Source organism: Blautia sp. Marseille-P2398 (assembly GCF_964240315.1).
Taxonomy (GTDB): domain Bacteria; phylum Bacillota; class Clostridia; order Lachnospirales; family Lachnospiraceae; genus Blautia_A; species Blautia_A wexlerae.
Window position 1 is genome coordinate 1 of sequence record NZ_CAXSTD010000025.1, and the last position, 22,181, is coordinate 22,181.

Annotated in this window: 19 protein-coding genes; 18 read left to right on the plus strand and 1 reads right to left on the minus strand. The window is 43.7% G+C overall.

The genetic code is table 11. The features are described 5' to 3' along the window. The first annotated feature begins 182 nt into the window (after positions 1-182). The 10 genes from ruvA to ACESZG_RS18250 all read left to right on the plus strand — a co-directional run bounded on the left by ruvA (position 183) and on the right by ACESZG_RS18250 (position 9,990). Entirely contained in the window at positions 183-791 is a 609-nt protein-coding gene (gene ruvA / locus ACESZG_RS18205; RefSeq protein WP_161276312.1) for a Holliday junction branch migration protein RuvA, read from the plus strand. A gap of 79 nt (positions 792-870) precedes the next feature. Next, positions 871-1,875: a Holliday junction branch migration DNA helicase RuvB gene (ruvB, locus tag ACESZG_RS18210; RefSeq protein WP_008704331.1), complete on the plus strand. Its 1,005-nt coding sequence runs from the start codon at positions 871-873 to the stop codon at positions 1,873-1,875. A gap of 134 nt (positions 1,876-2,009) precedes the next feature. Next, positions 2,010-2,417: a cell division protein ZapA gene (zapA, locus tag ACESZG_RS18215; protein ID WP_008704329.1), complete on the plus strand. Its 408-nt coding sequence runs from the start codon at positions 2,010-2,012 to the stop codon at positions 2,415-2,417. 128 nt (positions 2,418-2,545) lie between these two features. Beyond that, positions 2,546-4,741 carry a U32 family peptidase gene (locus ACESZG_RS18220; protein ID WP_373218895.1) on the plus strand — a complete coding sequence of 732 codons (2,196 nt, stop codon included), beginning with the start codon at positions 2,546-2,548 and terminating at the stop codon, positions 4,739-4,741. Between the two features lie 5 nt (positions 4,742-4,746). Continuing rightward, positions 4,747-6,120, plus strand: a complete 1,374-nt coding sequence (locus ACESZG_RS18225) for an FtsW/RodA/SpoVE family cell cycle protein (RefSeq protein ID WP_022380997.1) — start codon at positions 4,747-4,749, stop codon at positions 6,118-6,120. Then, positions 6,029-7,531: a penicillin-binding transpeptidase domain-containing protein gene (locus tag ACESZG_RS18230; RefSeq protein WP_081026531.1), complete on the plus strand. Its 1,503-nt coding sequence runs from the start codon at positions 6,029-6,031 to the stop codon at positions 7,529-7,531. Before ACESZG_RS18225 ends, ACESZG_RS18230 begins: the two co-directional genes overlap by 92 nt. Positions 7,532-7,711: 180 nt before the next feature. After that, positions 7,712-8,167 (plus strand): NUDIX hydrolase, encoded by a 456-nt coding sequence (locus tag ACESZG_RS18235; RefSeq protein ID WP_008704324.1) that lies wholly within the window; start codon positions 7,712-7,714, stop codon positions 8,165-8,167. Positions 8,168-8,271: 104 nt separating this feature from the next. Continuing rightward, positions 8,272-8,583 carry a hypothetical protein gene (locus ACESZG_RS18240; protein WP_173679485.1) on the plus strand — a complete coding sequence of 104 codons (312 nt, stop codon included), beginning with the start codon at positions 8,272-8,274 and terminating at the stop codon, positions 8,581-8,583. A gap of 4 nt (positions 8,584-8,587) precedes the next feature. Next, positions 8,588-9,616 carry a DUF2953 domain-containing protein gene (locus ACESZG_RS18245; protein ID WP_173679486.1) on the plus strand — a complete coding sequence of 343 codons (1,029 nt, stop codon included), beginning with the start codon at positions 8,588-8,590 and terminating at the stop codon, positions 9,614-9,616. 2 nt (positions 9,617-9,618) lie between these two features. Beyond that, positions 9,619-9,990, plus strand: coding sequence for a GerW family sporulation protein (locus ACESZG_RS18250; protein ID WP_020993849.1), 372 nt, complete (start codon positions 9,619-9,621; stop codon positions 9,988-9,990). Positions 9,991-10,322: 332 nt separating this feature from the next. Here ACESZG_RS18250 and rpmB read toward each other — a convergent pair whose 3' ends face one another. Beyond that, positions 10,323-10,511: a 50S ribosomal protein L28 gene (gene rpmB / locus ACESZG_RS18255; protein ID WP_019161496.1), complete on the minus strand. Its 189-nt coding sequence runs from the start codon at positions 10,509-10,511 to the stop codon at positions 10,323-10,325. 208 nt (positions 10,512-10,719) lie between these two features. Here rpmB and ACESZG_RS18260 point away from each other — a divergent pair, with 208 nt between their 5' ends. From ACESZG_RS18260 to ACESZG_RS18295, 8 genes are all read left to right on the plus strand, one after another. After that, positions 10,720-11,079 carry an Asp23/Gls24 family envelope stress response protein gene (locus tag ACESZG_RS18260; protein WP_020993850.1) on the plus strand — a complete coding sequence of 120 codons (360 nt, stop codon included), beginning with the start codon at positions 10,720-10,722 and terminating at the stop codon, positions 11,077-11,079. A 58-nt stretch (positions 11,080-11,137) separates the two neighbouring features. Beyond that, on the plus strand, positions 11,138-12,772 hold the full coding sequence (locus ACESZG_RS18265) for a DAK2 domain-containing protein (protein ID WP_373218902.1): 1,635 nt from the start codon (positions 11,138-11,140) through the stop codon (positions 12,770-12,772). A 477-nt stretch (positions 12,773-13,249) separates the two neighbouring features. Continuing rightward, the gene (gene recG / locus ACESZG_RS18270; RefSeq protein ID WP_373218899.1) at positions 13,250-15,304 is read left to right on the plus strand and encodes an ATP-dependent DNA helicase RecG; all 2,055 of its coding nucleotides are present in this window, start codon (positions 13,250-13,252) and stop codon (positions 15,302-15,304) included. Between the two features lie 242 nt (positions 15,305-15,546). Further along, entirely contained in the window at positions 15,547-16,215 is a 669-nt protein-coding gene (locus ACESZG_RS18275) for a DUF6465 family protein (RefSeq protein ID WP_368211192.1), read from the plus strand. A gap of 329 nt (positions 16,216-16,544) precedes the next feature. Continuing rightward, positions 16,545-18,878 carry a ferrous iron transport protein B gene (gene feoB, locus ACESZG_RS18280; RefSeq protein WP_368211193.1) on the plus strand — a complete coding sequence of 778 codons (2,334 nt, stop codon included), beginning with the start codon at positions 16,545-16,547 and terminating at the stop codon, positions 18,876-18,878. Between the two features lie 677 nt (positions 18,879-19,555). After that, on the plus strand, positions 19,556-20,563 hold the full coding sequence (locus tag ACESZG_RS18285; protein WP_368211194.1) for a bifunctional oligoribonuclease/PAP phosphatase NrnA: 1,008 nt from the start codon (positions 19,556-19,558) through the stop codon (positions 20,561-20,563). Positions 20,564-20,666: 103 nt separating this feature from the next. Further along, the gene (locus ACESZG_RS18290) at positions 20,667-21,698 is read left to right on the plus strand and encodes a zinc ribbon domain-containing protein (protein ID WP_368211195.1); all 1,032 of its coding nucleotides are present in this window, start codon (positions 20,667-20,669) and stop codon (positions 21,696-21,698) included. Between the two features lie 128 nt (positions 21,699-21,826). Then, on the plus strand, positions 21,827-22,033 hold the full coding sequence (locus tag ACESZG_RS18295; protein ID WP_118338394.1) for a hypothetical protein: 207 nt from the start codon (positions 21,827-21,829) through the stop codon (positions 22,031-22,033). The last annotated feature ends 148 nt before the right edge of the window (positions 22,034-22,181 follow it).

Here is a 22,181-nt window from a genome sequence, read left to right on the forward strand (position 1 = left end):
CAAGCCAAAATTCCATTGCCGCAGGCAATCTGGAATGAATTTTGGCTAAGTTACTGTGAACGGAGTGAACAGTAACTGTTTCGTAAGGCGCGCGAACAATATACGCGAATATATGTTTGCGTTATGGGGTGGGATGTGGTATGATGAATCGGAAGTGATGAATTTGGGACGGAGGATGTATCATGATTGCGTTTGTTCATGGAATGGCTGTGGATATGACTGAGAGCTCGGTGGTTGTTGAGGCCGGGGGGATTGGTTATGAGATATATATGACGGGGGCAGATTTGTCTGAGATTCGTATGGGGGAGGATGTGAAGGTCCATACTTATTTTAGTGTGAGAGAGGATGCCATGAAGCTGTATGGGTTCAGGGCTAAGGATGATCTGCAGATGTTTAAGCTGCTTCTTGGCGTGAATGGTGTGGGGCCGAAGGCTGCGCTGGGAGTTCTGGCGGGGATTACAGCGGATGAATTGAGGTTTGCAATTCTTTCGGATGATGTGAAGACGTTGTCGAAGGCTCCGGGTATCGGGAAGAAGACGGCTCAGAAGCTGATTCTTGAGCTGAAGGATAAGATGAAGCTGGAGGATGCGTTTGAATTGAAGCTGGCTCATGAGCAGGAGAGGGCAGCAGTGGGAGCCGGTGAGGTTTCGGATGGCAGGCAGGAGGCTGTTGAGGCTCTGGTTGCGCTGGGATACAGCAGTGCGGATGCGCTTCGGGCGGTGCGTAAGGTTACGGATGTGGCACCGGATGATGTGGAAGGGCTTTTGAAGGCTGCACTGAAGAATTTTTAACTGAAGCAGGACTTTACGCTCTGGTAGATTGGATTGCCTGTATTGTTATAGAATTGTTATAGGTTAGGATGGGTAACAGATGGAGAAACGTATTATAACTACGGATGTGACGGAGGAGGATTTTTCTCTGGAGGGGAATCTCCGGCCGCAGACGTTGGATGATTATATTGGTCAGGAGAAGACCAAGAGCACTTTGAAGGTTTATATAGAGGCTGCGAAGCAGAGGCATGATGCATTGGATCATGTTTTGTTTTATGGTCCTCCGGGGCTTGGTAAGACTACTCTTTCGGGGATTATTGCCAATGAGATGGGGGTTCATATGAAGGTGACTTCCGGGCCGGCTATTGAGAAGCCGGGGGAGATGGCTGCGATCCTTAATAATCTGCAGGAGGGAGATATTCTGTTTGTGGATGAGATCCACCGCCTGAACAGGCAGGTGGAGGAGGTCCTTTATCCTGCTATGGAGGATTATGCTATTGATATTATGATCGGGAAGGGAGCTTCTGCCAGGTCTATACGTCTGGATCTGCCGAAGTTTACACTGGTGGGGGCGACTACCAGGGCAGGACTTCTGTCTGCACCTCTTCGTGACCGTTTTGGTGTGATGCATCATCTGGAGTTTTATACTCATGAGGAGCTTAAGACGATCATTATCCGTTCTGCTCAGGTTCTTGGAGTGGAGATTGATGAGAAGGGTGCGGCTGAGATTGCCAAGAGATCCAGGGGAACCCCGAGGCTTGCCAACCGTCTGCTGAAGAGGGTTCGTGATTTTGCGCAGGTGAAGTATGATGGACGGATTACTTATGATGTGGCGTGTTTTGCGCTGAATCTTCTGGAAGTGGATCAGTATGGTCTGGATAAGATTGACAGAAGGATTCTTCAGACTATGATCGTGAATTTTCAGGGTGGTCCTGTGGGACTGGAGACTCTGGCTGCGGCGATAGGGGAGGATTCCGGTACGCTGGAGGATGTGTATGAGCCTTATCTGCTGCAGAATGGATTCCTGAACCGTACGCCGAGAGGACGTATGGCATCGGCGCTTGCGTATGAGCATCTGGGCTATCAGATGCCGGAGAAAAACTGAAGTTAAGGGCGTAAAAATATAAAAAAGTAAAAGTTTTTTAAAAATTCCTATACATTTCGACTGCTTTCGAGTATAATGAAGTAAATGTCCGGGGTTCCGGGCAGATTGAAGGAAGATACAGGAGGCTCGTACGGATGGCGGTCAAAAATACAGCAAAGGTAATCATAGGTGGTAAGATTATTACGCTGGGAGGCTATGAATCGGAAGAATATTTTCAGAAAGTAGCATCCTATATAAATAAAAAGATGGATGAGTTAAGTGCTATGCCGGGTTACAGCAGACAGCCCATGGAGACCAAGCATACACTTATCAGCCTGAATATTACAGATGACTATTTTAAGGCAAAGAAACAGGCGGAGGTTTTTGAACAGGATTTACAGCAGAAGGATCAGGAGATGTATGATCTGAAGCATGAGCTGATCTCGCTTCGTATGCAGATTGAGGAAGCGCAGAAGCATGAACAGGAAGCCCTGGAACAGAAGAGCCTTCTGGAGGGAAAGAATAAGGAACTGGAAAAGCAGATTGATGAGCTGCTGAAATAACAGAGGGGGGATTACTTCGGTGATTTCCCCTTTATGATTTGTTTCATATGTATTCGATTTGAATATTATAGCAATGCTCATAAATAATGCATTTAAGATGACTGTTATAGAAAACGTGAGGTATAGAATTGAGAAGAGAAGAGATTGAACTTCTGGCACCTGCCGGTTCCTATGAGGGATTTGAGGCAGCGATCGGTGCAGGTGCAGATGCGGTTTATGTAGGGGGAGCAGCCTTTGGCGCGCGGGCCTATGCGAAGAATTTCGGAGAGGAAGAGCTTTTGCGTGCCATTGATACTGCTCATATCCATGGCAGGAAACTTTATCTGACAGTGAATACGCTGTTGAAGAACAGGGAACTGTCTGAACAGTTGTATGATTATCTGCTTCCATATTATAAGGAAGGTCTGGATGCGGTGATCGTTCAGGATATGGGTGTGTTTAAGATGATCAGGGAGATGTTTCCGGGTATGCATCTTCATGCCAGCACGCAGATGACTGTGACAGGTCCGGAGGGGATGAAGTTTCTGGAAGAACAGGGTGCTTCCAGAGTGGTAACTGCCAGAGAGCTTTCCCTTGAGGAAATCCGGAGGATGCATGAGACAAGTCCTATCGAGATTGAATCTTTTATCCATGGAGCTTTATGTTACAGTTATTCGGGACAGTGCCTGATGAGCAGTATCCTGGGTGGAAGAAGCGGTAACAGAGGAAGGTGTGCACAGCCTTGCCGTCTGCCTTACCAGACAGCGCTTTGTTGCGGGGAAAATGGCAGACGGTCAGAGAAAAGGAAAGCGCAAGAACTATGTCCTCTGAGTCTGAAGGATATTTCTACGATAGAGATTCTTCCGCAGATTCTGGAGGCTGGTGTTACTTCTCTTAAGATAGAGGGCAGGATGAAGCAGCCGGGATATACAGCAGGGGTAACTTCTGTATATCGGAAGTACCTGGATCTTCTTTTTGAGAAGGGAGCTGAGAATTACAGGGTAGCAGAGGAGGATAAGAGATATCTGCTGGATCTGTTTAACAGGGGAGGTTCCTGTACCGGTTATTATCAGATGCAGAATGGTCCGTCCATGATGGCATTCAGCAATGAGAAGAAAACAGGAGATGTCAGTCCTGTATTAAGAAAAAAGAAAGAAAAAATTCAGGGAACATTCATTCTTTTTCCGGGAAGTCCTGCTATACTGGATGTGTCATGCAGGGGAATCCATGGATCTGCGTCTGTGGGTGAGGTACAGTATGCGCAGAACCAGCCGCTGACAGAGGAGCGCATCCGTTCACAGATGGAGAAGCTTGGAAATACAGAATATGAGTGGGAAAATCTGGAAATCCAGATGGATGAGAATATTTTTATCCCGATGAAAATGCTGAATGAGGCGAGAAGAGAGGCACTGGAATCTCTGGAAAATGAATTGCTCAAACCATATAAGAGAGAAGAAAATAATGGGAAGAAACGCTTATCAGAGGATGCCGGAAGAAAAGCAGATTCGCCAAAGCAGAAAAATCTTCCGATTTATATTTCCTGTGAAGAAAAATCCACTGCACTGGCGTTATATAAAAGAGAGGGGATACATGGAATGTATCTGAACGCTGATGCCATGGAGGTCTGCCTGGATGACTGTGTAAGCAGAGGAATGGAGATGTATCTGTCTCTTCCGCATATTATGAGAGGTGAGATGCCCCGGGAGCTTCTCACCAGGATCAGAGAGTGGATGGACAGAGGAATGACAGGATCTCTGGTAAGAAATCTGGAGACTTTTGCAGTTCTGCGAAAGGCAGGTCTGGCTGAGAAATGTGTTCTGGATCACAGTATGTATACATGGAATGATGAAGCTGCTGATTTCTGGAAAGATCAGAAAGTCCTCAGAAATACGGTACCGCTTGAGCTGAACGAAGGGGAAATCCGCCACAGAGATAACCGGGACAGCGAGTTGCTGATCTACGGATATCTGCCTCTTATGATATCGGCCCAGTGTGTGCATAAAAATCTTTACGGATGTAATCATAAGGAAGAAGGGGTAACTTTAAAAGACCGTTACGATAAAGAATTTACGGCGAAATGTATATGTAACCCATGGAAAACTGAGAATACAGATTTCTGTATACCCTGCTATAATATCATTTACAACAGTATCCCTTACGGCCTGTTGAAAGAGAAATCACAGATAGACAGACTTGGTGTCTCTTCCCTGAGACTTGCATTTACCATTGAGAAGCCTCAGGATGCGGTGAAGATATATGAAGAGTTCAGAGCTGTTTATCGTGATGGGAAGAATCCTCCGAAACGGGAATATACAAAGGGACATTTTAAAAGAGGAGCCGAGTAAGGCATATGATTAATGTAATTGTAGAATTATCCAAGTATGTGATCCTTACCCTGATGGTGATTTATACCTTTCACTGTTTCTATCTGGTGAAACAGCAGAGTGAGGAGGAGAGAAACGAATCGCTGCGCCAGCAGCTGATGCTTATCTTTTTTATGGATTTCACTGCGTTTCTGGTCATCTACCTGAAGACAGGTAAGTTTCAGGTCGTGTTGTTTTATATCGAAATGATGGCATTTTTTGCGGGAATCCAGATTTTGTACAGGATTTTTTATAAGAAAGCATCGATTTTACTGCTCAACAATATGTGTATGCTTCTCAGTGTAGGATTTATTATGCTGTGCAGGCTGGATGTTTCCACAGCTACCAGACAGCTGGTGATTGTGGCAGGCGTAAATGTGGTGGCATTGATCGTACCTGTCCTGATCAGGAAGATGAAATTTCTCAAGGACCTGACATGGGTTTATGCGGGAATCGGAATCGTTTTGCTGGCGGCGGTATTTGTGCTTGCAAAGACAAGCTATGGAGCAAAACTTTCCCTGATGGGAATCCAGCCTTCAGAGGCGATAAAGATTACATTTGTGTTCTTTATGGCGGCATTGCTGAGAAAAGGTGCTGATTTTTCAAAAGTGGTCCAGGCTACGGTAGTGGCGGGACTGCATGTGGGGATTCTTGTACTTTCCAGAGACCTTGGAAGTGCAGTAATCTTCTTTGCGGCATATCTTGTGATGATTTATGTGGCATCCAGAAATGTGGGATATCTGGCACTTGGTCTTGCAGGCGGATCTGCAGGGGCAGTTGTCGCATATCATCTGTTTGGCCATGTGCGTCAGAGAGTGACAGCCTGGAAGGATCCCATGGCGGTATATCAGAATGAAGGATACCAGATCGTCCAGTCACTATTTGCCATTGGAACCGGCGGATGGTTTGGAATGGGATTGTGTCAGGGTTCGCCTGAGAAGATCCCTGTTGTCAAGAATGACTTTATATTCAGTGCAATCTGTGAGGAACTGGGTGGGATTTTTGCAATCTGCCTGATTTTGGTATGTATGAGTTTCTTTTTGATGATCGTAAATATTGCGCTTAAGATTAAGAAACCATTCTACAAACTGATCGCACTTGGACTTGGTACGGAATATGCATTTCAGGTATTTCTGACAATTGGCGGAGCAACGAAATTTATCCCTATGACAGGTGTAACTCTTCCTCTGGTCAGCTATGGAGGAAGTTCTGTCGCGTGTACAGTACTGATGCTGGCGATCATTCAGGGATTGTATATTTTGAGAGAAGATGAGGACGAAGAAATTGAGAGATATCGAAGAAAAGGAACGGCGCAGAGAGTTGAAGAAGCGCCAGAAGCGCAAAGCCCGGGAGATTTCTGAAAAGAGAAGGCCCCGTAACAGAGAGTATACACTGGTATCCTGCTTTTTTGTGCTGATCTTTGTCAGTATGATCGGATATCTGATCTACTTTAATTATGCAAAGAGCGATGATTTTATCAATAGTCCCTATAATACAAGGCAGGATACTTTTTCAGACAGGGTTGTAAGAGGTAAGATCATATCTGCAGATGGGCAGGTGCTTGCCCAGACCAATGTTTACGAAGATGGAACAGAGGAACGTACTTATCCCTATGCAAATATGTTCGCTCATGTAGTCGGATATGACACTAATGGAAAAAGCGGACTGGAATCAGAGGCGAACTTCCAGCTTCTGACTTCTCATGAATTTTTCCTGAACCAGATGAAAAATGAGTTTAAGAATCAGAAAAATACGGGTGATTCTGTGATCACGACGTTAAACGCAGATCTTCAGTCAACTGCCTATAATGCACTTGGTGACAGGAGAGGGGCGGTTGTTGCCATAGAACCCTCTACAGGTAAGATTCTGGTGGAAATGAGCAGACCGGACTTTGACCCGAATACTATTTCCCAGAACTGGGACACACTGGTAAATGATTCCAATGACAGCAGTCTGTTGAACAGAGCTACAAACGGAGCCTATCCTCCGGGATCTACATTTAAGGTGGTAACTGCCCTGGACTATTTCAGAACCAAGGGCAGTCTGGAGGGATTTTCCTATCTCTGTGAGGGAAGTATTACCAGAGAAGATCACACGATCAGGTGCTATGGCGGAACTGTTCATGGACAGGAAGATTTTTACAGTGCTTTTGCCAATTCCTGTAACAGTGCATTTGCAGAGATCGGAACCATGCTCGGAGGCAGTTCTCTGAAAAAAACAGCCGAGGATCTTCTTTTTAATAAGAGTCTTCCGCTTTCTTCCTATAAAAAGAGTACTTTTACATTAAATGGAAAATCTTCTGTTGCAGAGGTTATGCAGACTGCCATCGGACAGGGTAATACGTTGGTATCACCTATGCATATGGCGCTGATTACCAGTGCGATCGCCAATGGCGGGGAGCTCATGAAGCCTTATCTCATTGATTCTGTTGTAAGTTCAGACGGAGAGACAGTGAAGACAACAGAGCCGGAGAGCTATAAACGTCTGATGACAACAAATGAGGCGAATATCCTTGGAAAGCTTATGAAAGGTGTTGTGGAAAACGGAACCGCATCGGCTCTGAACGGAAGAGGATATACAGTGGCAGGCAAGACCGGATCAGCGGAATTTGATGAGAATGGTTCCAGTCATTCCTGGTTTATCGGTTATTCCAACGTGGATGATCCGGATCTGGTAGTTGCGATCATTGTTGAGAATGGTGGTACCGGAAGTGAAGCAGCAGTGCCCATCGCAGAGCAGATATTTGATGCGTATTATTATGATAAGCAATAATAAATTCCATGTTGCAGGCAATCTGGAATGAATTTTGGCTACGTTACTGTGAACGGAGTGAACAGTAACTAATTAATCGGTAATATGTTATGAAATGATATTTATAGCTTGCGGGTTTGGAAAAAAAGAGATATACTATACTCAGTTTATAATACCACGCAAAACAGGAGGGATTGCATTATGATAGAAGCAACGAGCTGTGGCGGTGTGGTAATTCATCGGGGTAAGATTCTTACTTTGTATAAATCTTACAGGAACCGTTATGAGGGCTGGGTATTGCCGAAAGGAACAGTGGAACCAGGCGAAACGCATGAACAGACAGCATTGCGGGAAGTGATGGAAGAGGCTGGAGTGCGTGCGACCATTGTGAAATACATCGGAAAGAGCCAATATAACTTTACCGTTCCGGAGGACGTGGTTTTCAAAGAGGTACACTGGTATCTTATGACTGCGGATAATTATCATAGTAAGCCCCAGAGAGAGGAGTTTTTTGTAGATTCCGGATATTATAAATTTCATGAGATCTATCATCTGCTGAGGTTTTCAAACGAGAAGCAGATCGTAGAGCGTGCTTATCAGGAATATTTGGAGATGAGAAGCAATGGACTCTGGGGAAAACAGCATAAGTATTATTAACGAGAGAACAGGGCTGTGTTTTTTTGCAACGCAGCCCGGTTTAAATTTTGGAGAAAATGGAAATACTGTAACTGAAGTGTTATAGAAACGGGAGAGGGTGTAAGATGCTGAAATGGCAGGAGAATTTTCTTGCAGGGGAATCTGTAAAGGATCCTGAGAAGATAAAAAAGAAACTGAACAGCGGAAAACCGATTCTGGGCATTTATCTCCTTACTCTGTCAGAGAATCCTGTGAATCTGATGGATATTATTCCTGCAGCAATGCTGATACAGAAGAGCTTTTATGGAATCTGTCCGAAGATCATAGGAATGGCGAAGGGCAAAGAGGAAGCCCTGGAGATGGTGCGAAGTCTGATCGATGAAATGTACAGGGAAACGGGAACCTTCGCAACAGCTGAATATATAGAAAACAGGTGAGAATATGTTACATATTTTATGGTTGATCCTTAAATTTATACTGATCATCCTGGGAATTCTGCTGGGCCTTCTTTTACTGGCAGTTCTTCTTGTACTGTTCTGTCCTGTAAGATATAAGGCATCAGCTGTCAAGGCAGAAGGTGGCTGGAAACAGACAGAGGGAGAGGGTATCGTAAGCTGGCTGTTTCATGGGATTTCGCTGAGAGCGGAATGGAAAGATCAGCAGATGGAGATATCCTTTCATCTGTTTGGAATTCCTGTAGACAAGTTGTTGAAAAAACGGCAGGAGAAGAGGGCTGTAACAAAGAAATCCGGGAAAAATCCGGAGAAATCCGGCGCAGAAAAGGTATCTGTATCCGGCATAGACGGAAACAGGGAAGAAGAGCATAAAAAATCAGTGGTTGATCACCCGAAATCAGAGAATATGGAGACTGAGGATCTGAAAACAGACAGAAATTCAGCTTCAGATACATCTGCTGATACAGAGAGGATCAGAAACAGTCAGATATCCGGACAGCAGGAACTGAATGCAGATGATACAGATCGGAATAGTCTAAAGAAGAGGCAGTTTTTTATAAAAAGGATCTATGACCGGATCCGAAATATATTTCAGTTGATTCGTACAAAACTGCAAAATATCCGCAGGACATTCGGGAAGATTAAGAAGAATGTGTCCTGGTGGAAGGCGTTTATAGAACATCCCAGAGTGACAGCTGCCAGAAAACTTGTATGGAAACATGGAAAATTTTTGCTTAAGCATATTTTTCCTACAAGGATAGAAGGGCAGGTTACTTTTTCTTTTGAAGATCCGGCGCTGACAGGTGCGGCACTTGCTGTACTTGGGATGACAATTCCATTTCACAAAAACTGTATACAGATCAATCCCCGTTTTGACAGTGAGAATTATCTGTATGGAAACATCAGGGCAAAAGGCAGGATCTACGGATTTGTTCCTGTGCGGGCAGCAGTGAGTATTTATTTCAATAAAAATATAAAATACGTTATAAAACGTTGGAAAACCAGGAGGGCATGACCATGGCAAATGAAAACAATTTTAAAGAAACCGTAAATTCATTATTCAAGGGAATGGACAGTTTTATTTCTGCGAAAACAGTGGTAGGAGAGGCAATCCATGTAGGCGATACGATCATTCTTCCTCTGATGGATGTATCTTTCGGTGTAGGTGCCGGTGCTTTTTCAGGAGAGAAGAAGGATAACGGCGGCGGCGGAATGGCAGGAAAGATGACTCCCTGTGCAGTGCTTGTGATCCAGAATGGAACAACAAAGCTGGTCAATGTGAAAAATCAGGATGGTCTCACCAAGATCCTTGATATGGTTCCGGATTTTGTAGACCGTTTTACCTCCGGAAAAGGTGACGAAGAATCTGTCGGCGAATCAGAAAAATAATTTTTGCATAGACTATAGCAAACCGATGAAAAAGGTGCAGAAGAATTGGAAAAGCTGTTCGGCTTTATGCTGTTTTTCATAGGGATTGGGATGATAATCGGGATGCTGATCGCAGAAAATGTGGTTCTGGTGGTTTCGGCCGGAGTTTTCCTGTTGTTGGGATATCATCTTTTCTGTCATTAACTTTACAGAAGATTGCGAATATCCCGTTTGACATATGAAATAAAAAAAGACTGTCAGCTCAGGCAGAATATTCGGTAAAGAATATCTGAACAGAGGGACAGTCTTTTTTGCAAAAAAATACCCCTGTTGCAACAGGGGTAATGGTGTTATTATGCTCTTTCTACTTTACCGGATCTTAAGCAAGAAGTACATACATATGTCTTTCTAGCTCCACCCTCAGCAGTCTTGATTTTAACGGATTTTACGTTAGATTTCCACATTTTATTGGATCTTCTATGTGAATGACTTACATTATTTCCGAAATGAGCAGCTTTCTCACAGATTGCACATTTAGCCATGATAGCACCTCCTTGACGCTTTATTGTTACTGTCGTGCTGTGTGCATAGCGTCTGAACAGTAACCTTGTGTTCAACAGATTACATTGTAACAGATGAATTGTGCTTTTGCAAGCAAAAAAAGGAAAAAACTCAAAAATTATATTTCTTTTTCTGTGAAAAGAGGTTATAATACACTTACATACAATAATGAGCATTGGAGGTAACCATATGAATGGACGTATAGATTCCGGATTAGGTCAGATCATAATTGACACAGATGTAATCGCAACCTACGCAGGAAGCGTTGCTGTAGAATGTTTTGGTATCGTAGGCATGGCTGCAGTCAGTATGAAGGACGGACTGGTAAAGCTTCTTGGAAAGAACAGCCTGAAACATGGCATCAGCGTCAGAATTACAGAGGACAATAAAATCCGCCTGAATTTCCATGTTATTGTGGCATATGGCGTGAATATAAGTACAATTGCAGACAACCTTGTCAGCAATGTCAAATATAAAGTCGAGGCCTTTACAGGAATGGAGATCGATAAGATCGATATTTATGTAGAAGGTGTACGCGCAATTGATTAGGATAGAGGAGGAACTTGTGGTGAATAACAAAACCATAGATGCCAGAATACTTTCCAGGATGTTTCTTGCAGGAGCCAAGAATCTGGAAGCTAAAAAAGAATGGATCAACGAACTGAACGTATTTCCGGTACCGGATGGAGATACAGGAACTAATATGACAATGACGATCATGGCAGCAGCAGCAGAGGTAGGTTCTCTGGGAGAGCCTGACATGGAGTCACTGGCCAAGGCGATTTCTTCCGGTTCCCTGCGCGGTGCAAGAGGTAACTCAGGTGTTATTCTTTCTCAGCTTCTGCGTGGCTTTACCAGAAGTGTTAAGAACAGTAAGGAACTGGATGCCATTGATATCGCGGCAGCCATGGAGAAAGGTGTGGAGACTGCATATAAGGCAGTCATGAAACCGAAGGAAGGAACAATCCTTACTGTCGCAAGAGAGGCTGCTGCCAAGGCTGTAGAGCTTGCGGAGACAGCAGAGGATCTGGATACATTTTTCCAGAGCGTGATCGCTCATGCGGAGGAAACTCTGGCAAAGACACCGGAGATGCTGCCGGTTCTGAAAGAAGCAGGAGTAGTGGATTCCGGTGGACAGGGACTTCTGGAAGTATACCATGGTGCATATGATGGTTTCCTTGGCAAAGAGATTGATTATACACAGTTTGACAAGGCAAAAGGTCCTGCTGTGACTAAGATCGATGCACAGACAGAGGCTGATATTAAATTTGGTTATTGTACAGAGTTTATTATTCTTCTGAACCAGCCGATGTCCGAGGAGACAGAGCATGAATTTAAGAAATTCCTGATGTCCCTTGGTGATTCTATTGTGCTTGTTGCAGATGACGAGATCGTGAAGGTTCATGTTCATACCAATCATCCCGGACAGGCTATTGAGAAAGCCCTTACCTTTGGTGCACTTTCACGTATGAAGATCGACAATATGCGTGAGGAGCATCAGGAGAAGCTTATAAAGGATGCCGAGAAAATGGCGAAAGAGCAGGCAGAACAGGAAGAAAAAGAAGAAGCAGCACAGCCGCCGAAGGAAGTAGGCTTTATTTCAGTATCTGTGGGAAAGGGAATGACAGAGATCTTTAAGGAACTGGGTGTGGATTACCTGATTGAGGGCGGTCAGACGATGAACCCGAGTACAGAGGATATGCTCAATGCCATTGCAAAAGTAAATGCAAAGACTATTTATATTTTCCCGAACAATAAGAATATTGTTCTTGCTGCAAACCAGGCAAGGGATCTTACTGAGGATAAAGAGATCGTGGTTGTGCCGACTAAGACCATTCCGCAGGGAATTACTGCCATGATCAGTTATGTACCCGAGAAGAACAGTGCGGAGAATACTGAGGCTATGCTTCAGGCGATCGAACATGTGAAGACCGGACAGATCACGTATGCTGTGCGTGATACAAGGATTGATGATAAGGAGATCCATGAGGGTGATATGATGGGTATCGGTGATCATGGAATCCTGGCTGTTGGCAAGGACCGCATGAAAGTTGCCAAGGAGACAGTTGCCCAGATGGTGGATGATGAGTCTGAGGTGATCAGTATTTATTATGGTGCTGATACTGAGGAGGCTGAAGCTGAGGAGCTGGCAACGGCTCTGGAGGAGGCTTATCCGGATTGTGATGTGGAACTGAATGCGGGTGGACAGCCGATTTATTATTATGTTATTTCTGTAGAGTAGGATAATAGAGTTTTTGAGAGAGATAAACGAATAGTTCATGTGATGAAAACGGGTATAGGCCATTGTTGAGGGTGGGTATATCCGTTTTCGTGTTATAAAAGGGGACGGCAGGAAAATATTTGTGTCAGGATGCGGTTTCGGCATCTAAGAGATTCTAAGGTGAAAAAAATCTGCTAAAAGCATGAGCCGTCTTGTCAAACTCGCTCCGTTGCAAACTTCGCTCAGACAGTGATGCAGCCGGCTCATAACGCAGATTTTTTTCGCCTAAGAATCTCTAAGATACCTGCAAATGCATCCTGACACAAATATTTTCCTGCCTGAGATTTGGATAGTGGAAGTTTATTGTCGGCAGATTATTGTGATTGAAGAATGAGGGTTGCTTGATTTGGTTATTTTTTGCAGGGATAAGATAGATAATTTTTACTGGCTGTAAGGGATATTCATAATTATATTGTAGTAGAAAGGAATCGGTGGTATATGTCAACATCTTTGCGTACTTTGAAGGGCGTGGGGGAGAAAACGGAAAAGTTATTTGCGAAAATAGGAGTTACGGATATGGAATCTCTTCTGAGTTATTATCCACGTAATTATGATGCGTATGAGGAACCTGTTGAGATCCGGTCTCTGGAAGAGGGAGCTGTTGTGGCGATTTCTGTGGCGGTTATAACGGGTGTGTATGTGAATCAGGTGCGGAATCTTCAGGTGATCACGACCACTGTGGCAGATCTTACGGGGAAAATTTCTGTTACGTGGTTTAATGCACCGTATCTGCGCTCTGCAGTCAGGAAAGGCAGCAGGTTTGTTCTGCGGGGGCGTGTCGTCAGGAAGCAGGGGAAGCTGCAGATGGAGCACCCTGAGATTTTTACGCCTGTGGCTTATGAGGAGATTCTGCACAGTCTTCAGCCGATTTATGGACTGACTGCGGGGCTTTCTAATAAGACGATCGTGAAGCTGATCCATCAGGTGCTTGATGAGCAGAAGCTTCAGGCAGAGTATCTGGCAGATGAGTATAAGGAGAGGTATCACCTGGCAGACAGGAATTTTGCGATTCCTGCGATTCATTTTCCCAAAAATATGCAGGAGCTGTTAGCTGCAAGGAGAAGGTTGGTGTTTGACGAGTTTCTTCTTTTTATTCTTGCTGTGCAGTCTTTGAAAGAGAAGACGGAGGAAGCACCGAATGCGTTTCCCATGCATCCGGTGTGGACGACAGAGCAGATTATTGAAAGTCTGCCCTATGATCTGACAAAGGCGCAGTTGAATGTGTGGCATGAGATTGAGAGGGATTTAAGCGGCCAGGCCCTGATGTCCAGACTGGTGCAGGGAGATGTGGGAAGCGGTAAGACAATCCTTGCGTTTCTCGCAATGATCATGACTGTGGAGAATGGATATCAGGCAGTGCTTATGGCACCTACGGAGGTTCTTGCAAGGCAGCATTTTCAGGCAATGGAGAAGTTGCTGCAGGAACAGAATATTGATTTTGGGCATCCGGTTTTGCTGACAGGATCAGATACTGCGAAGGAGAAAAGGGAAAAATATGCGCTGATCGCGTCAAAAGAGGCTAACCTGGTGATAGGAACGCATGCGCTGATTCAGGAAAAAGTGCAGTACAATAATCTTGGACTGGTTATTACAGATGAGCAGCATCGTTTTGGTGTGAAACAGAGGGAAGCACTGACTACTATGGGAAACCCGCCTAATGTGCTGGTGATGAGTGCTACACCGATTCCAAGGACGCTGGCGATCATTATATACGGGGATCTGGATATTTCAGTAATTGATGAACTTCCTGCGCAGAGACTTCCCATTAAAAATTGTGTGGTGGATACTTCTTACAGGCCGAAGGCTTATTCCTTTATGGAGAAGCAGATCCGTCAGGGACGGCAGGTTTATGTGATCTGTCCAATGGTGGAGGAGAGCGAAGGGATGGATGGGGAAAATGTGCTGGATTATACCCTGAAGCTTCGCAATGTTTTTTCGCCGGATATAAAGATTGCTTCTCTTCATGGAAAGATGAAAGCGAAAGAGAAGAATGTGATCATGGAGGCTTTTGCCACAGGGGAAATTCAGATCCTGGTATCTACTACTGTAGTTGAGGTAGGAGTGAATGTGCCTAATGCTACAGTGATGATGGTGGAGAATGCCGAGCGTTTCGGGCTGGCACAGCTTCATCAGCTTCGCGGGCGTGTCGGTAGAGGGGAATATCAGTCATATTGCATTTTTATGCAGGGAAATGGTGCAAAGGAAATTTCTAAACGTCTGCAGATCCTGAATAAATCCAACGATGGATTTTATATTGCAGGAGAGGATCTGAAGCTTCGCGGTCCTGGTGATCTTTTTGGAATCCGCCAGAGTGGTCTGCTGGAATTTAAACTGGGGGACATCTATCAGGATGCGGATATCCTGAAAGCTGCCAGTGAAACGGCTTCGGAGATTCTGTCCCTTGATGCGGATTTAAGCCTTCCGCAGAATGAGGAACTTCAGAGGAGACTTTCGGCATATATGAAGGAAGATCTGCAGAATCTAGGACTATAGAAAATGACGGATACAGAGTAAAAAATAATACTGTTCATGTTACTGTTCATAAGATGCCTAAATTATAAAAACAGAAAAACATTGCAAAAGCAGAAAAACATTGCAAAAGCAGAAGATTCGTAGTATTCTATTTTCATAAAAGAATGTTACTGTTTATCATATTTTCGGTAACATAAGAATACCTGTAACTGTACAAAACTGAGCAGTTACGAATACTTATACCTTGTAAGGAGGCTAATCATATGGCAACAAAAGCAACTACAGCAGATCTCAACACATCCACTGCGAAGACAACCGAAGTTAAAGAGGCTCCTGCAAAGACAACTGCTGAAGAAGTAGCTGTAAATAAAGAAGCAGACAAGAAAGAAACTGATAACAAAGAGACAGTAAAGAAAGAAACTGCTGAAGCAGAAACTGTAAAGAAAGAAACAACAGCGAAGAAACCGGCAGCAAGAAGAACAAGAAAGACAGCAGAAACAGAAAAGAAAGAAACAGAAAAGAAAGAAACAGCTAAAGTAACAGAAACTGCAGAAAAGAAATCAGCAGAAACAGAAAAAAAAGCTGAGAAAAAAGAGCCGGCTAAAACAACAAAAACTGCTGTAAAAACAACAAAAAGAACTACAAAGAAAGCTTCTGTAAAAGCAGCTGAGAAACTGGCTGAAGAAGCTCCTGCTGAGAAGAAAACAACAAGAAGAACCACTAAGAAAGAAGCAACAGCAGAAGTATATGTTCAGTTTATGGGCAGAGAAGTATATACAAAGAATATTTTAAGTAATATCAAGAGAATCTGGACCGATGAAATGGGTAAAAAAGAGAAAGATCTTAAGGACATTAAGATTTATATCAAACCGGAAGAAAATAAGGCTTATTATGTAATTAATGGTGATGTTACAGGTTCTATGTGGATTTGATACATAAAAAATCAGAATATTAAGAAACTCAGGATATTAAGAAACTCAGATGATAATATAAATTCATCTGGGTTTTTTGCGTTACTGTCTACACACTACTGTCCTGCGAGGTGTTTTGGCATGAATATGCCAAAATCCCGAGACATACAAGCCAAAATTCGACAGGACATACCTGCTACTTGACAAAATTTATCAGTTAGTATAAGCTATCTGCATAAGGTTATTGAGAAAAATCGACTATAGCAATCTTTGTAAATAATGCATTTAAGAGGATTGCTATAATAACGACGATGATAACCAAATAGAAAACAAAAGGTGAGCGACTGAAAATGACATTAAAAGATTTGGAAATCGGAAAAAGTGCTGTGATCACGTCAGTTGGCGGTAAAGGTGCCCTGCGTCAGCATTTTCTGGACATGGGCATGATTCCGGGAGCTGAGGTCACGGTAGTGAAATTTGCGCCTATGGGAGATCCAATGGAGCTGCAGGTACATGGATATGAGCTGACATTAAGGCTTGCGGAAGCAGAGCAGATAGAGATTGAACAGATTCCGAAAAGAAGCAGAAGTCACGCCGGAATAGAGGCTGTAAGCGACCTGGCACATCCGGGACTTGGAGAGGATGGAAAGTATCATTCCAGAGAAGATGAACATCCACTGCCTGAGGGAACTACACTGACGTACGCATTGGTGGGAAATCAGAACTGTGGAAAAACTACACTGTTTAACCAACTGACAGGTTCCAGTCAACATGTGGGAAACTTTCCAGGAGTAACGGTGGATCGTAAGACCGGTTCGATTAAAGGCCATCCGGATACAGAAATCACAGACCTTCCGGGAATTTATTCCATGTCCCCTTACAGCAGTGAGGAGATTGTCTCCAGAAATTTTGTCCTGGATGAGAAACCAAGTGCGATCATCAACATTGTGGATGCTACCAATATTGAGAGAAACCTGTATCTGACCATGCAGCTTCTGGAGATGGATATTCCTATGGTAGTTGCAATGAACATGATGGATGAAGTGCTGGGAAATCAGGGTTCCATAGATGTAAATAAGATGGAGTCGCTGCTTGGAGTACCTGTAATCCCTATTTCCGCAGCAAAGAATGAAGGGGTTGATGAGCTGGTTGACCATGCGTTACATATAGCGAAATATCAGGAACATCCACTACGTCAGGATTTCTGTGATAAGAGTGATCATGACGGTGCAGTACACCGCTGTATTCATGCGGTCATGCACCTGATTGAGGATCATGCGGCGCAGGCTGATATTCCTACCCGTTTTGCAGCAACCAAGGCAATTGAGGGAGATCCGCTGATTTTTGAGAAGCTGAAGCTGGACACAAATGAGACGGAGATGCTGGAGCATATCGTACAGCAGATGGAAACAGAGCGTCAGGTTGACAGAAGTGCTGCGATCGCAGATATGCGTTTTGACTTTATTGAGCGTTTGTGTGAACAGACAGTTGTAAAGCCAAAAGAGAGTAAGGAGAGAATCAGAAGTGAGAAAATTGATAAAGTCCTTACAGGAAAATATACCGCGATTCCCTGTTTCATCGGAATCATGGTACTGGTATTTTATCTTACCTTTAATGTGATCGGAGCGTGGCTTCAGGGGCTTCTGGAGATTGGAATTGATAAGGTTTCTGCGCTGGTAGAAGCAGCACTGACAGCAGCAAATGTAAACAGTGCCATGCATAGCCTGGTCATTGACGGTATTTTTACAGGTGTGGGAAGTGTACTTAGTTTTCTGCCGATTATCGTAACCCTGTTTTTCTTCCTGTCTCTTATGGAAGACAGCGGATACGTTGCACGTGTTGCTTTTGTGATGGACAAACTTCTGCGTAAGATCGGCCTTTCCGGAAGAAGCATTGTACCAATGCTGATTGGATTCGGATGTACGGTTCCGGCTGTTATGGCTACACGTACACTTACAAGTGAGCGTGACAGAAAGATGACGATTTTGCTGACTCCATTTATGAGCTGTACTGCGAAGCTGCCGATTTATTCTTTCTTTGTAAGTGCTTTTTTCCCGAAGAAGGGCGGATTTATTATGGCAGGTCTTTACCTGCTTGGAATTTTGGTGGGAATCCTGGCGGCATTTTTGTATAACAGAACTCTTTTCAAGGGAGATCCCGTACCGTTTGTCATGGAACTTCCCAATTACCGGCTGCCGGGAGCAAGGAATGTAGGTCAGCTTTTGTGGGAAAAAGCAAAAGATTTCCTGCAGAGAGCGTTTTCTATTATCCTGCTTGCATCAATGATAATCTGGTTCCTGCAGAGCTTTGATCTGCATTTAAATCTTGTAAAAGATTCTGCAGACAGTATTCTGGCAATGGTGGCGGGAGTCCTGGCACCTATATTTAAACCAATCGGACTGGGAGACTGGAGAATCTGTACAGCTCTTATCAGCGGATTTATGGCAAAAGAGAGCGTGGTATCTACTCTGGAAGTACTTTTCAGTGGAAATATTGCCTCTGTACTGACTCCGCTGGCAGCAGCATCCCTGCTGGTATTCAGTTTGCTCTATACACCATGTGTGGCGGCTATCGCTTCGATCAAACGTGAAATGGGCAGTAAATGGGCTGTTGGTGTTGTGGTATGGCAGTGTGTGATTGCCTGGGTGGCTGCACTGATCGTACATCTGATAGGAATGATCTGATTTTATTAATTTGCTTTTATAGAAAAACCGATGGATTTGACTGTTTTCAGTCATCACCATCGGTTTTTTTCAGTTCCTCAACTGAGAGGCTTTTATCTGATTAGTACTGTCCGCCCTGGGAACCACTGGACATCTGTCTTTCCTGGGCTTCGATCATCTTTTTCATAATAATATCAGAACAACTTTCCCTGAATTTCCAGTTTGATGGGAGATGATCTGATTTTCTGGCAGAAAATTATATTACTATTTTTGATATGACAATCTCTTTATGGGTTTCATTATAGTACAGAAACCCTGAAAAAACTATAGAAATCTTACGAAATTACTATAGTTTTTTTAAAAGAGACAGAAAAGAGACCAAAAGAGACAAGTGGTCTCTTTTGTCTCTTTTTGATTCGGTAGCAATTCCGCAAAATAATGCAATCTGTAATGAATTTTGGGTTACTGTTCACACACCACTATCCCGCGAGGTGTTTTGGCATGAATATGCCAAAATCCCGAGACATACAAGCCAAAATTCCATTGCCGCAGGCAATCTGGAATGAATTTTGGCTATGTTACTGAGAACGGAGTGAACAGTAACAATTTTGGCTTGTATGTGCCCACAACTTGCTATCTGATCTGTTAGATGATAAAATTAAAATATAACAGGGAAGTGATATACGAAGGAGGTAGGAATGACAGAGTTTAATTTTGATACTGTTTTTGATGAAACCATGCAGACACGCAATCTGGACACTGTAGTGATTCTGGGACACTTAAATCCGGATGGTGATGCTGCCGGATCGGTGATGAGCCTTGCGCACTATATCCATGTCAATTATCCACAATACAGGGTGTTTCCATACCTTGCAAAAACGATGGAGCGCGGTCCGAAAAAGATGGTCGTGGAAGATAAGACATTTGTTCCTTTTGAGATGCCGGACATATCCGGAAAACAATATTGTGCCATAGTCTGTGATAATGCAACTCTGGAGCGTATGATCGGATTGGAATATTACCAAAATGCCGCTGCCAGCATTGTTATTGATCATCACGCTTCCAATGAAGGATACGGAGATGTGAACTGGACAAAGGTTTCTGAGGCGTGTGCGGAAAATGTATACCATATGCTTTCTCCCGAACTGCTTCTAAATGCAGCCCAAAAAGAAGCGTACCCCAATGCCGCAGATTATATTTACCTTGGCATCCTGCATGATACAGGAGGACTGGCAAGGGCAAACCAGGGTATTTTTCAGGCAGTAGCTGATCTGATGGCTATGGGAGTTGACCATGGCAGGATTATGAAAACCTTACACAGTGATACCCTGGACATTCTGTACAAAAGAGCCGATATTCTTCATGGAGCAGTACGTGCGATGGATGGCCGGGTTGCTTATGTCATTATGGGACAGAAGGAAATTGCCGAAAAAGATATCACATACGAAGACATCCACTGTATCAGCACGATCCTGCGCGATTGCGACGATATTGAACTTGGTTTTACCATGTATGAGGAAGAAGAAAACGGGTGGAGATGTTCTTTCCGTTCAGACGGGAAATGGATCAATGTTAATGAACTGTTGAAACCTTTTGGCGGTGGAGGGCATATCTCCGCAGCAGGATTAAAATATCGGACCGATAATGTGGAAAAATTAAAGGAACAGCTTCTGGACAGAGTAGCAGAGATGAAAAATAAACAGTAATCTATAAATGAGCAAATAAAAAAACTGCAGAAAATTATAAAATTGAAGAGAAATCTAAATACTTGTTGAAATTGTTATTGAGGGAAGGAAGAGGAGAGTCTGTATGGGAAAGATAATCGAAGGTCTCTGGGATTGCCCGTTTTGTGGGAATAAAAGGATTAGAGCCGGTCAAAAAACCTGTCCCGATTGTGGGCATCCGCAGGACGAAAATACAAAATTCTATATGCCGGATGAAATTAAATATGTTTCTGAGGAGGAAGCAGAAAAGATCAGCCGTAATCCGGACTGGCAGTGCAGCTTTTGCGGCAGTCTTAACAGCGACGATCTGAATGTCTGCAAAAACTGTGGTGCTACAAAAGAAGATTCGGAGAGAAACTACTTCGAGATGAGGCAGCAGGAAGAGGAAAAGAAACGAAAGAAAGAAGAGAAAAAAGAATCCTGCCAGAAAAATATCCCCCAAAATACACCAAAGAAAAAGCCACTGCTGAGGCGGGTGCTGCTCATTCTGGGAATCTTCGCAGTGATCATTTTTGGCATGATGTCATGCCTGGCACCGAAGATCAAAAATGTAACGATTGATGACTTGGATTGGGAAAGAACCATTGACATTGAAGAGGTTGTAACTCACAATGAAAGTGACTGGTCGCTGCCCGATGATGCAAGGCTGCAATATACAAAAAGTGAAATTCAATCCTACAAAGACGTTCTCGACCATTACGAGACAGTTACAGAAACCAAAACACGCAGCGTCATAGACCACTACGAAGAGAAAAGTTCTTATGTTGATCTTGGAAATGGCTATTTTGAGGAGCAAACGGAAAGCGTTCCGGTATATACTGAAGAAACCTACACCGAAGATGTAGAAAAACCAGTCTACCGGAAGGAGCCTGTGTATGCTACAAAATATTACTATGAAATAGACAAATGGACGGTTGTCGATACTGCAAAAAGTTCCGGCAATGATCAGAACCCTTCTTGGCCGGAACCAAAACTTAAAGACGGACAGAGAACAGGAGCAGAAGAAGAGCATTATTTTGTGACCGCTACATATGAGAAAAAGAAGGGCAAGACCGAAACAGGAAGATATGAAATGGATTTTTCTCAATGGAAAGAACTAAAAAAGGTGAAAAAATAGAATTAAAAATTGATGCTGCTGGATTCGCAGAGATTAATCAAAAATAAGATATAGATATACCCGGAGGGATACTTCGAACCTTTATTAAACAAGGAGATTCATAGTTTTGGCATGAGTCTCCTTGTTTAATGCTTTTCTCATGTTATAAGGTAGCCCGCATCATTGCATTTGTGCAATGCCTGCAGGCAGATATTGCTCCGTTTATTATACATGCGGAGAATAAAGAGGAGTACGAAGGGCGACTGGACAGCCCGGCACGACTGGAGCAGCTTTTCAGGGTAGAGCAGCGGCGGTTCTACAGAGAGACAGAACCAATGGTGGTTGATCAAGTATAAGAGATATTGCGGCGGGGAACCCCGTCGCTTTTCTGCTACGTGGAAACCATAAGCAGGGTAGCAGCCAAATCGAGACTGTGAGAAAAAGTCTGTAAATAAGATTCTTCTATGATATGCAAGGGTGGCAAGCCTGAAAATCAGGCTTCTC